The organism is Paenibacillus sp. PL91 (assembly GCF_012935325.2).
Classification (GTDB): domain Bacteria; phylum Bacillota; class Bacilli; order Paenibacillales; family Paenibacillaceae; genus Pristimantibacillus.
In genome coordinates this window covers 355,580-366,688 of the sequence record NZ_JABBYG020000005.1, presented here as the reverse complement: position 1 = coordinate 366,688, position 11,109 = coordinate 355,580, and the positions used below count along the sequence as shown (strand labels likewise).

Annotated in this window: 11 protein-coding genes; 5 read left to right on the top strand and 6 right to left on the bottom strand. The window is 50.7% G+C overall.

What is annotated here, in order from left to right; genetic code table 11:
• Window positions 1–53: 53 nt before the first annotated feature.
• Together HI950_RS14955 and HI950_RS14950 are read right to left on the bottom strand one after the other, a co-directional pair.
• Window positions 54–920, bottom strand: coding sequence for a sugar phosphate isomerase/epimerase family protein (locus tag HI950_RS14955; RefSeq protein ID WP_223285289.1), 867 nt, complete (start codon window positions 918–920; stop codon window positions 54–56).
• A 3-nt stretch (window positions 921–923) separates the two neighbouring features.
• On the bottom strand, window positions 924–1,733 hold the full coding sequence (locus HI950_RS14950) for a phytanoyl-CoA dioxygenase family protein (RefSeq protein ID WP_169084895.1): 810 nt from the start codon (window positions 1,731–1,733) through the stop codon (window positions 924–926).
• 134 nt (window positions 1,734–1,867) lie between these two features.
• Here HI950_RS14950 and HI950_RS14945 point away from each other — a divergent pair, with 134 nt between their 5' ends.
• Entirely contained in the window at window positions 1,868–2,680 is an 813-nt protein-coding gene (locus tag HI950_RS14945; RefSeq protein ID WP_169084897.1) for a helix-turn-helix domain-containing protein, read from the top strand.
• 42 nt (window positions 2,681–2,722) lie between these two features.
• On the opposite strand, the gene HI950_RS14940 is transcribed toward HI950_RS14945, so the two are convergent.
• Both HI950_RS14940 and HI950_RS14935 read right to left on the bottom strand, forming a co-directional pair.
• Complete coding sequence (locus HI950_RS14940) at window positions 2,723–3,661, bottom strand: aldo/keto reductase (RefSeq protein ID WP_169084899.1); 939 nt, start codon at window positions 3,659–3,661, stop codon at window positions 2,723–2,725.
• A gap of 30 nt (window positions 3,662–3,691) precedes the next feature.
• Complete coding sequence (locus HI950_RS14935; RefSeq protein WP_169084901.1) at window positions 3,692–4,693, bottom strand: Gfo/Idh/MocA family protein; 1,002 nt, start codon at window positions 4,691–4,693, stop codon at window positions 3,692–3,694.
• Between the two features lie 218 nt (window positions 4,694–4,911).
• Here HI950_RS14935 and HI950_RS14930 point away from each other — a divergent pair, with 218 nt between their 5' ends.
• Entirely contained in the window at window positions 4,912–5,748 is an 837-nt protein-coding gene (locus HI950_RS14930) for a helix-turn-helix transcriptional regulator (RefSeq protein ID WP_169084903.1), read from the top strand.
• A 35-nt stretch (window positions 5,749–5,783) separates the two neighbouring features.
• Here HI950_RS14930 and HI950_RS14925 read toward each other — a convergent pair whose 3' ends face one another.
• Both HI950_RS14925 and HI950_RS14920 read right to left on the bottom strand, forming a co-directional pair.
• Window positions 5,784–6,794, bottom strand: a complete 1,011-nt coding sequence (locus HI950_RS14925; protein WP_169084905.1) for a Gfo/Idh/MocA family protein — start codon at window positions 6,792–6,794, stop codon at window positions 5,784–5,786.
• 26 nt (window positions 6,795–6,820) lie between these two features.
• Window positions 6,821–7,669, bottom strand: a complete 849-nt coding sequence (locus tag HI950_RS14920) for a sugar phosphate isomerase/epimerase family protein (protein ID WP_169084907.1) — start codon at window positions 7,667–7,669, stop codon at window positions 6,821–6,823.
• A gap of 173 nt (window positions 7,670–7,842) precedes the next feature.
• On the opposite strand from HI950_RS14920, the gene HI950_RS14915 reads away from it, so the two are divergent.
• From HI950_RS14915 to HI950_RS14905, 3 genes are all read left to right on the top strand, one after another.
• The gene (locus tag HI950_RS14915) at window positions 7,843–8,748 is read left to right on the top strand and encodes an AraC family transcriptional regulator (protein ID WP_223285288.1); all 906 of its coding nucleotides are present in this window, start codon (window positions 7,843–7,845) and stop codon (window positions 8,746–8,748) included.
• A gap of 404 nt (window positions 8,749–9,152) precedes the next feature.
• The gene (locus HI950_RS14910) at window positions 9,153–10,232 is read left to right on the top strand and encodes a Gfo/Idh/MocA family protein (protein ID WP_169084909.1); all 1,080 of its coding nucleotides are present in this window, start codon (window positions 9,153–9,155) and stop codon (window positions 10,230–10,232) included.
• 152 nt (window positions 10,233–10,384) lie between these two features.
• The gene (locus tag HI950_RS14905; RefSeq protein ID WP_169084911.1) at window positions 10,385–11,050 is read left to right on the top strand and encodes an SIMPL domain-containing protein; all 666 of its coding nucleotides are present in this window, start codon (window positions 10,385–10,387) and stop codon (window positions 11,048–11,050) included.
• Window positions 11,051–11,109 lie beyond the last annotated feature (59 nt).

The window sequence follows — 11,109 nt, the reverse complement described above, 5'->3', positions numbered from 1 at the left end:
CTGCAGCTAAAAATAGGCAAACCCGACTGGACCATCGCTGTCCAGTCGGGTTTTTATTTGAGACTTGTTTTTTGCCAAAGCTGCTGCACGAGCTTCTTCAAATAAAGAGATTGCTGCCAGCGATCGCTGATCTCGCTTTGCCCTGTGCCAGCCAAATTACTCGTTATGGCATATGACGGAGGCCCCAGCTCAATAACGACAGGGAATGTATCATTTGGCAGTCTTGGCCTTTTGCGCCAGTGCCGCATGGCGCTTTCCCACCATCTTGCAAAATGGGGCAGCATCGGATGGTCACCTGCTTCTCCGGGATCAATCTGAATTTGCTCGCCGTTGGATATGCGCGTATGGATGCTCGAAGCGTTCGGCAGCAAGCTTTGAAGCATATGCTCCGCTTCGGGGGATACCGTATGCAGCTCACCTGCCAGTACATAGTGAGAGTAGTCAATCGTAAGGCCAAGCTTCGGCAGCGACTCCAAAAATTGCCGCGTTCGTATCAGGTCCTGCGTGATCGTCCCACGATGCGTTTCGATATAGACTGGAATGCCCGCTTGCCTAGATAGCGCGTCGATGCCCGAGAGCAGCTCGAGCGCCGAGTCCCCTATGAGGAAGGGCGTCATCACTTGTGCGTTAATGTAGGCAATATCCCCAAAATCAACGGCTTTGTCCAAAAAATCGGACATGTCCCTTAATGTTGCCGGATAAGCATTTACGCTGAAGGCTAAGCCGTATTTGCGAAGAAGCTCCTTCCATAGATCACTCTCCTCCGGCGCAGGCACAAATGCGTTAATCCCATCGAAGCCGTTCTCTGCTATGAGCCTAAACTTCCCCTCAATAGCAGTCGCATGCCCAGCAGTCCCTTGCAGTCCGTTCATTCCCCACCATGACATCTCAACCCGGAGTTCTTCGTTTTTGTTCATCATCGTCTAGTGCGGATACGCCGTTTCGAATTCGATTCCGCACGGTCCTCCGTCCGTATTGATCTCCAAATCGACGGGAGTGCCGTCCTGTCTAAACAACGGGCGATAATGATTGCTGATATGAGTGGCTGACGCATTCGCATAATGGCATATGAAGGCGCGGCGGAATTGATCCTTTGTCTTGTTTCGATAAGAGCCGTGAATCAAATTGCCGTTAAAAAATAAAACGTCGCCCTTATCCATAATAACCGGCATCGCCTTCTGGTCCTTTGGCGGCTTGACGTAATGCGTCGTAAAGGATTCGGTAGAATCGGCTAGTTCCGGGCAGCTAATCTCATGCGCACTTGTCTTAGGAACGATCAGCAATCCGCCGTTCTCCTCATTAGCCGCATCGATTGCCGTCCATGCCGCAATGCAGTTGCCGGGCTCCACCTGCAAATAGAAATTGTCTTGATGCAGAGCCTGGCCTCTGGAGCCTGGCGGCTTGTAATAAAACATGCTTTGGGCGGCCAGCGCCTCCTCGCCGTAAAGATCGGCTAATACAGCCATCACCGGCTCATGCAGCAAATATTGTTTGGCCGTGTCGTTAAATCGATGGGGGTGCATGACCCGCGGATATCGCTTTAAAGGATCCTCAACCTCGCCTGACAAATCCGGTTCGAACAAGCCCGGTACTGTCGTATGGCTAATTTCCTCGAATGTATCCTCAATGGTACGAATGTCCTCTTGTGAGAATAGATCCTTTACTACAAGATAGCCATCCGTAAGAAATTGATTGACCTGCTCCTCCGTTAACACGTTTAATTGCTTTGTCATCGCCTATCTCTCCTTCACTGATTTATTCCTTGCTCTTGACATAATCATAGAGCTTTCGTTATTTTTAAGGAAGAATGATTACTGCTAAAAACTATTAGTATTCTGCTATTTTATAATCGGAGGAGGAGACGGATATGGTTCGTAATAACGGAATCGAAACCATTGATGAGACAAATGGGGGAGCCTTGTTAAGCGGTCTCTTTTATGAATCAGACTCCTATCGGTATCGAAGGCCTAGCGGGATGAGCGATTGGCTCATCTTTTATACGCTGGAGGGTGAAGGCTACTTGCGCACGCCCCACGGAGAAAAGCGCTGTCGCAGCGGACAAATCGGCCTGCTTCGCTCCGGCATTCCCCATGAATATGGAACCGTGTCAGGCAGCCGCTGGGTTTTCTATTGGGCGCATTTTCAAAAACTACCTGAAATCGACTACCTGCCTAATGAGGAATGCATCGTCGCTACCGTTCCCGATGGCAATATGCAAAGCAGGGTGCAGCAAACCTTCCATCATATTTTGAACGATTCCCGCGAGCGGGCAAGCTTCTGGCATATGCTTTGCGAGAATAGTTTGCGCGAGGTGATCCTGCTTTCTGCGCAGCTGCTGGAGCGGCGGCTTGACCCGCGCATCGAGCTCGCGCTGCAATATTTATCCCGCAACATGCAGCAATCAGTCCGAATCGACGATTTAGCCAAATCAGTTGGCCTCTCCGTCTCTAGACTATCCCATCTCTTCAAACAGGAAACGGGGGCAAGCGTGCTGGATCATCTGAACAGGCTCCGGCTGCAGCAGGCCGCATTGCTAATGGAGCACATGGGCCGGACAGCCACGGAAGCCTCGCTCGATGTCGGCTTCTACAACTACAATCACTTTGCCGCTTTATTTCGCAAAACGTATGGCATTAGTCCAAGAACGTACAAAAAGGACAAAGCTGCTCACAAGGAGTAGCTTTGTCCTCTATCATTTACGATTTCATTGTCTGCCGTCTTATTACACCTTCTGCGTTGCTAGATCGAGCCAGTCCATCTCTTCCTTGGTCAGCTGAATAAGAGAGCCAGCATCACAGGAATGAAGCTCTTCCGCTGATTGCGCGCCAATTAAAGCACAGGTCGGAAACGGCTGATTGAGCACATATGCAAGCGCGATTTGAATCGCGCTGACGTTCTTCTCTGCTGCCAGCTGCTTCGCGCGCTCAAGGCGCTCCCAATTGTCGTCGCTATAAAATACGCGCACCAGATCGGCGTTGTCGCGTACCTCAGGCGAGAATCTGCCTGTAAAGAAGCCCCTTGCTTGCGACGACCATGACAGCAGCGGGAACTGCTCCTTCTCATGCCAAGCGCAGGTCTCCTCATCGGCAGACACACAGCCTGCCCAGAACGGCTCGTTCGCTTTGGCTAGACTAAGGTTCGGACTGCTGAATGAGAATCCTACGAGTCCTTTTGCTGCTGCATATTCATTCGCTTCCTGAATCCGCTGCCAGGTCCAGTTCGATACGCCGATCGCCCTTACAGCGCCTGATTGCACATGCTCGTTAAGAATCTCGATAACCTCTCCCGCAGGAACGGAAGGATCATCACGATGCAGCGCGTAAAGGTCAATATAATCGGTTTGCAGACGCTTAAGGCTGTCAGCCAAATCCTGGCGTATCGCTTCTCTGCTCACCCGCGGGCCGTCTTGATTATGATGCGCGCCTTTTGTCAAAATGACGATTTGCTCGCGGTTGCCCCGCTCCTGCATGTAACGGCCAATGACTTCCTCGCTTTGGCCGCCGCAATAAATATGCGCCGTATCGATCGAATTGCCTCCAATGGCTAGAAAAGCATCCAAATTCGTTGACGCTTTCTCGTAAGCATCATGATAAAAGTAATCCGAGCCCTTCATTAAGCGCGATACCGGCTTTGGCGATCCCTGTATTTGAATAAATTCCATTAATCCTTACCTCCTTAGAATGTTGTATCGTTAAATGATGACACGTGTACGCTCATGAGCCGAAAGCAAGCAAGCGTCAACGACCTTCATATTGCTTATAGCATCAGCGCCGCCGAATTGCAGCTGCGTTCCGCCCCGTATAGCCTGAGCCAAATGGTCGGCCTGTGCGGTGTATGCGTTCACATGCGGCACCTCGACCTCGCGGCGTTCGCCTTTTGCAGTTACGAAGAAATTGCCGCTGCCCGGCTCTCCGGTTACGAAGGCGGATGGAACTTCTATGATGCCCTCCGTGCCAAGCACCTCCAGCGGGTTGCGGAAAGCCGCCCACATGCCGCAATCGAACGTCAGCGACACCGATCCTTCGAACTCTATCAATCCGGATGCCATCATATCGACATGATCATGCTCCGGCGAAAATAAAGCTTGTACCGTCACCGCTTCAGGCTCCTTGCCAAGCAGCAGTCGTGCCGCATTGATCGGATAGCAGCCGACATCATAGATCGAGCCGCCGCCCCATTCCTTGCGGTATCTCACATTTTCCTTATGCCCTGCGTTATTGAAGGTGAATGCGCTGCGAATGCCGCGAACGTCACCGATTTCTCCCGCGTCGATCAGCTTCTTGATCATGTCATACCTTGGATGGTATCGATACATGAAGGCTTCAGACAAAAGCACCCCAGCCTTCGCAGCCGCTTCCGCCATCTCTGCCGCTTCCTTCTCCGTCAATGCAAGCGGCTTCTCGCATAAAATATGCTTGCCCGCCTCCGCAGCCCGAATCGTCCATTCCCGGTGCAAATGATTTGGGAGCGGAATGTACACGACATCAATGGAGGGATCAGCCAGCAACTCTTCATAGCTGCCATAAGCTGTCGGTATTTCCAGCTCTTCCGCCGTTTTCTTGGCATTGTCCCCGCTGCGGCTCGCAATAGCAGCCACCTCGTTTAATTCAGAGCGTTTAAGGCCAGGAATAACCGCTCTCTTGGCAATTCCAGCGCAGCCCAAAATGCCCCATTTCAGCTTATCCGTCTTCATCCTAGCGTCACCTCAGCAATTATTTTATTATTATATTGTGATTGTAAGCATAGTTAGTCATACCGTTAGATTTCATTGCAGCTCATTAAACGCTTCTAAATAAAGTGGAAATGGAACGGTTAACTTATGCTTTCCTCTAGTTTAAAGTAGAACATTCAAAAATAAAATGATATTATTTTGCTATGAGCTATAACAATATTGTCATTGAGGTGAAACATATGCAAAGGCAAACCCTTCTGCTAACGCTACCGCAGAATCCGTTCTTTTGTTTCCCTGAATCAGTCGGCCACTACTGGGATCACCCCGAGCATTACTCGATGCGAAAAGCCGGCTCGTTAAACAACTTTAATATTCATTACGTCGTATCCGGCAAAGGGTATGTGGAATGGGACGGCAAAGTGCATACGCTTGAGGCGGGGGAGGCCGTGCTTTACTTTCCGCTGCAGCGGCAGCATTACTACAGCAGCAAGGATGATCCGTGGGACATTCGCTGGGTACATTTCTATGGTACCGGACTGCAGGATTATATGATCGAACGAGGCTTTCACAAAAGCCAGCTTTGGACGATACGCCAGCCTGCCGCTTGGGAGCAGGTGCACGAGGAACTGCTAGCCGAAGCCGAGACGCACCGCATGCTCCATCCGACCAAGCTGTCTGCCCTGACCTATGCGATCCTCGCCGTGTTTGTGGAGCAGGCTGTCCCGATTTCGGGCAGCAAAGCGAGCACATCCGGCAACCGCATCTTGGAGCTGCTTCCGCTCATGCAGCAGGAGGCGACGCTGCCCTTTGTGCTGGAGCATTGGGCCGAGCATGCCGGCGTATCCCCCTATTATTTCTGCAAGCTGTTCCGCAGCGTTATGGAAATGACGCCTATGGACTTTATTACGCGTTGCCGCCTTCAAATGGCGAAGCAATGGCTGCTTGAGCGCAAAGAGATCAACATCGGCCAAATTGCCGGCGATGCCGGCTATCCTAGCGTCAGCTATTTCAACAAACGGTTTATGGAGCATGAGGGCATGACGCCAACCGTGTATCGTCAGCTATATGGGGTATAAAATAAAGAAGCTGCGCCACTGGTGGGCGCAGCTTCTTATAGTTGGATCAATGTGCCGCCTTCATCAGCCGAGCGCATCTCCGCTTCAATTATTTCAAGCGTGCCTACCGCGCTTTCCGGCAAGCAGATCGATACGGGCGTCCCTGCTTCAACCGATTCAATAAAATATTTGATTTGGCGGTAATAGCCCATATCCTCTGACAATTCGGCGATAAAGCCTGGTTCCTTGTTCGGATTCACCTTCACTTGGCCATTTTCAAAGACAATATTGCCGCCTTCAAAATTAACCCGATACGTCATCGCGAAGCCAAAATCTCCCTCCAGCGTCCAGTCCGCTTGCGCATTCAGCACCTTGCCGTCGGGATAAATATAATTCGTGGACACCACGTCATAGCCGCTTCCCGGAATGACATTGCGCGCAATCGTCGATACCTTCTCCGGCTTGCCGAACAGCCAGTGCACCATATCCGCATCATGAATATGCATGTCGAGCAGACAGCCTCCGCTTTTGTCACCTTCGAGGAACCAGCCCTTCGGCGCACCAGAGCCCCGGAAGAAATAACCGCTGGTGACGGCTCCGAAACGTTTATCCTCTACGCTAGCCTTCAAATATTCATAGGCTGGCCAGAATCGCAGGCATTGGCCGATCATCAATGTTTTCCCCGTACGCTTTGCCGTATTCGCCATCCGCCAGCCGTCCTCTGAACTAGATGCAACCGGCTTCTCGCAAAGGACATGCAGCCCTCTCTCAAGCAGCGAGCAGGCTAGATCAGCATGCAAATAGGTTGGCAAAGTAATATCCACGACATCAAGTTCCTCATTCTCCAGCATCGCAGCAATATTATCGTACAAGTTGTAGGGAGTAAGATCGTAAACATCCTGCTCCGTTGCGATATTGCCTGATGCCTTGCCCTCCTTAAGCTCCTCGATCAGCAGATCGCAGATTGCAACGAGCTGCAACGGTGCTCCTTCGGCAGCAAGTCGAACATAATTGTCAAAGTGCATGCGTCCCATAAAACCAAAACCGATTAAGCCAACCTTTAACATGTCATTACCTCCCTGTCGATTATGAATTATGCGTTTTGACGGCCCAGTATCGCATCCATCGCTTTAGAAGTGTTGAATATGATCTGCTCTGAATGATGATTGTACGGCGGAATCATTTCACCTGTTACGTAATTGCTGTAGCCAATCGCACGAAGCGCCGCCATAACGGCCGGATAGTCTACGTCTCCTGCCAGCAGATCAACAAAGCCGTGCAAGCCGCCTGCTTGGCGACGGTAATCTTTAAAATGCACCTTTTTGATGCGGTGGCCCAAAATCCGAATCCACTGCTCCGGATAACCATTCTGCAGTGCATTGCCTACGTCAAAGTAGGAACCGACAAAAGCGGAGCCATGAGCATCTACGAATGAACGAAGCTCCAGCGGCGACAGCAAAAATTTGTTCCATACGTTCTCAATGCCGATGGACACCCCCGCACTCTCTGCAAAAGGCACCAGCTTCCCAATCGATTCAAGCGCACGGTCATACGCATATTCATAATCGGTAATCTCGCTACCCGGTATAAAATCTACGCCAACCGCGCCGGGAATAACTAAAATCGTATCGACGCCTAGAGCCGCTGCGAGCTCCAGCTGCTTCTTGCATACATCGATCGCTTTCTCCCGCGTTGCCGCGCTTTCGCTTGTCATCGGATATGACCAATACAATCCAGTCGCGAGGCCCGCAATTTCAAGCTCCGCCTCCTCGAGCCGATTTTGAATATCGCGGATTTCATGGTCCGTTGCTGCCAGACTTAGCTCGCCTGTTTCGTTTAAAGACAGCTCAATCCCGTCGAAGCCCGCTTTCTTGGCGGTCGTTATGCAATCGGCAATGGTGGAGCCGCCTTTAAACGACCAAATATTGATCCCTTTTTTCATTGGAAAGCCTCCTATGCTTTTAACTTATTACGAGATATTGAATGGTTTGCTAGTGCATGTGATAATACGTATATAATAAACGATTACCGACAAAATATATTTAGCCAATAAAGCGATTATTTGGACGATTCCGTTCTCTTTCTATCAAATATGCTATGAAAGGGGCCTGCCGCTTGGAGAAGCCCGATTCCCGCTATCCCAGCATTCGTATGACAACGTTCCGAGAGTGGTCGCCAAGCGTCCATTACGCGCAGTTCCAGCGCATGCCGACCGGCGTCCTTCCAAGACGCAGACTTTATGATTTTGAGCTGCTGTACGTATGCCAAGGCGAAGCGGCTACAACTATGCGTGGACAGCGCTATAGGATTGAGGCTGGACAGCTTGTCTTTTTGCCATCCGGCGTCTATCACCAAAACGAAGTCGTTTCGAGCCCTGACGCCCGATTTCTGGGCATTCACTTTGACTTTTTCGATGAGCTCGACATTCAGACGGAAGCCGACATGGTTGTAAACGAGGCGGCCGTTCAGCCTAATAAATTTACGCAAGAGCCTAGAATCGAGGGTTTGGCGCCGTTGTCCGAACATCCGGTATATACGCCCCCGCTCGTATGCGTCCAGCTCATGGAGCAGCTTGTTCACGAGTTTACGATGCGCCCGCTCGGATATGAGCTTGTCTGCAGGGCATTGATGCTCCAAATTGTTGCTCATTTGCTTCGGTCGCCATTATCGCGGACGTCCGGGCAGGCCTCCTTGCATGGCGGGAAGCTTGCTGAATTGATGGAACAAATTGAAGCCGAGCCTTCCGCCAGCTGGACAAACAAGGCAATCGCCGAAAAAATGAATTTGAGCATTGACCATACAGCCAAGCTGTTCAAGCAAATCGCCGGCATGCCGCCGAGCGAATTTGTGCAGTCCATTCGTCACCGCGAAGCGAGAAGGCTGCTTCGCGAGTCGGATCAATCGATCGAGAACGTCGGCATCCTTATCGGCTATACCGATATTCACTATTTCAGCCGAATATTCAGCCGCCATGAGGGAATCTCTCCCCGCGAATACCGGAAGCTGTCGAAGATTTTATAGGGCTTCTCATACAGCTCTTTCCTGTTGTCACCGGACTTCGCCTATCAATGCGAGAGCTTGGATGACAGCCATGTGGAATACTATCAAACTTTTTTCCGCGCCATTCATTTGGAAAATGATATTCCAAGGCCCTATGACAAGCCGCTGTTCCCAAATCGTAATATGCTTCGAGTCTATCCGCTCTCGTAATGGATTGAACTACTAAGCCAGCTGTATGCCGGAAATACGAGCCGCGACAACATTGAAGCGCATCGGCAGCAATTGCGTTTTCAGAAGCTAATTGGATTTTTGCTACAATGGCGGCGATGTCACGATTTTGTAGTCACGATGTCCTTTTCTCGGAATTTCACGGCTTGTAGAGCTGTGCTAAAGTAAAGGCATGACAATGAAAAGAGGGAAAAACGATGGCGAGAACGATACGAATTGGAATAATAGGAAGCGGCGGCATTGCTAGAGCGCATGCTTCTGCCTATAAAAAAATACCCCATGTCGAAATTGTGGCGGTAGCGGATAGCTTGGCGGGTAGAGCGCAAGCCTTTATCGAGCAGGAAGGGCTTGTCCATGCGGCTGCATTCGAGGATCACAAACAGCTGCTGGAGCTTGATCTTGACGGTGTCAGCATCTGTACGCCTAACTTCGCTCACCACGAGACTTCCGTAAACGCTTTAAACGCCGGCAAGCATGTTCTGGTCGAGAAGCCGATGTCTGTGACGCTTCAGCAGTCCATCGACATGGTTCAAGCGGCTGAGCGCAGCGGCAAAATGCTGACAGTAGGCTTCCAGCCTAGGTACGACCCCAACATGTCGTTAATCCAAGAAATCGTGCAATCGGGCAAGCTAGGCAACGTTTATTTCGTAGAGACAGGCGGCGGCAGACGCCGCGGCATGCCGGGGGGCACCTTCATCCGGCAGGAGCTGGCTGGCGCTGGCGCTATGGCCGATATCGGCTGCTATTCGCTTGATATGGCGCTAAATGCGCTTGGCTATCCGAAGCCGCTTACTGTATCGGCTTACACTTCCAATCATTTTGGAACAAATCCGAAATATCATAGGGAAGCCGCCAATTTTGACGTGGAGGACTTTGGCGTAGCGATGGTTCGCCTTGAAGGCGACATCGTGCTGAATTACAAAATCAGCTGGGCTATGCATATGGATACGCTTGGAGCGACTATGTTTCTCGGAACAGACGGCGGCCTTAAGGTTACGCCGGCAGGCACCGGCCCATGGAGCGGCGTATGGGATGGCAGCGTAGGCAGCATGACGCTTTATCATGATGTGGTAGATCAGCATATAGAATCAACCATTCCAGTTATCCAGCACGGCCTTAATCTGTTCGACGAGAAGGTTAAGGACTTTGTTGCCGCTATTGCGGACAATCGCCCTGCTCCTATCCCTGGCGCAGAGATTTTGTATAACCAGGCAATTATCGACGGCGTGCTCCGCTCTGCAGCCAGCAAGCGCGAAGTTGCAATCGAATTGCCTTAAATAAATGGCGGTGCAAGAGATCTTCTCTTGCCCGCCATTTTTGTATGTTCTGCCGCTGCTGCCGCATGCAAGAAGAAACGCGGATGCAAGAATTTTGGGGCGCTTTCCTCCATACATTAGTTTATCTCGCTTTTTACGAAAGGAGCTCTGCGATGTACGGTAATCCCATTTATTATGCGGCTACCCCCGCTCCATGCAAAAGTCTGCCCACCATTGAGGTTTTAGGCGAAGGGACAGTTGCCGCTGCTCCAGATAGAGCCTTGATCATTCTTGGAGCCGTTACAGAAGGAATAGCTCTGCAGCCGGTCCAATCCGAAAACGCACAAACTGTGACGAACATCATCCATGCACTGCAAGATTTAAATATCCCCCGTGAAAATATCCAAACGAACGATTATCGAATCGAAATCCAGTATGATTTTCCAGACGGCCAGCAAATTTTCAAGGGCTACAAGGTAACCCATCTGCTGCAAATCACCCTTGACGAGGTAGAGCAGACTGGAAATGTTGTGGATACGGCCGTTTCTCATGGCGCCAATACGGTGTCGTCCATTCAATTTTCCATTGTTCAAAAACAACGTTTTGAAAATCAAGCATTGTCGCTTGCCATCCAAAATGCCCAGCTTAAAGCTATTGCCATCTCGCATACGCTCGGAGCCTCCATCGCCCCATTACCCAGCAAAGTTCAAGAGCTGCCACGCGGCACCGAACCTATCCCCTTCAGGAGAGCTCTCCAATCCGATTCTATAGTTACGCCCATCGAGCCTGGGCAATTAACGATCTATGCTGCGGTTCGTGTGTGGTATTTGCTAGTCTAACGAATGAAACAAACAAAAAAAAGCCGTTCCGGGAAGGAACGGCTTCATCCCATTGGGCT

Coding starts and splice junctions, on each gene's coding strand:
- HI950_RS14955 (WP_223285289.1), bottom strand. CDS start 920: ATGATGAACAAAAACGAAGAACTCCGGGTTGAGATGTCATGGTGGGGA.
- HI950_RS14950 (WP_169084895.1), bottom strand. CDS start 1,733: ATGACAAAGCAATTAAACGTGTTAACGGAGGAGCAGGTCAATCAATTT.
- HI950_RS14945 (WP_169084897.1), top strand. CDS start 1,868: ATGGTTCGTAATAACGGAATCGAAACCATTGATGAGACAAATGGGGGA.
- HI950_RS14940 (WP_169084899.1), bottom strand. CDS start 3,661: ATGGAATTTATTCAAATACAGGGATCGCCAAAGCCGGTATCGCGCTTA.
- HI950_RS14935 (WP_169084901.1), bottom strand. CDS start 4,693: ATGAAGACGGATAAGCTGAAATGGGGCATTTTGGGCTGCGCTGGAATT.
- HI950_RS14930 (WP_169084903.1), top strand. CDS start 4,912: ATGCAAAGGCAAACCCTTCTGCTAACGCTACCGCAGAATCCGTTCTTT.
- HI950_RS14925 (WP_169084905.1), bottom strand. CDS start 6,794: ATGTTAAAGGTTGGCTTAATCGGTTTTGGTTTTATGGGACGCATGCAC.
- HI950_RS14920 (WP_169084907.1), bottom strand. CDS start 7,669: ATGAAAAAAGGGATCAATATTTGGTCGTTTAAAGGCGGCTCCACCATT.
- HI950_RS14910 (WP_169084909.1), top strand. CDS start 9,153: ATGGCGAGAACGATACGAATTGGAATAATAGGAAGCGGCGGCATTGCT.
- HI950_RS14905 (WP_169084911.1), top strand. CDS start 10,385: ATGTACGGTAATCCCATTTATTATGCGGCTACCCCCGCTCCATGCAAA.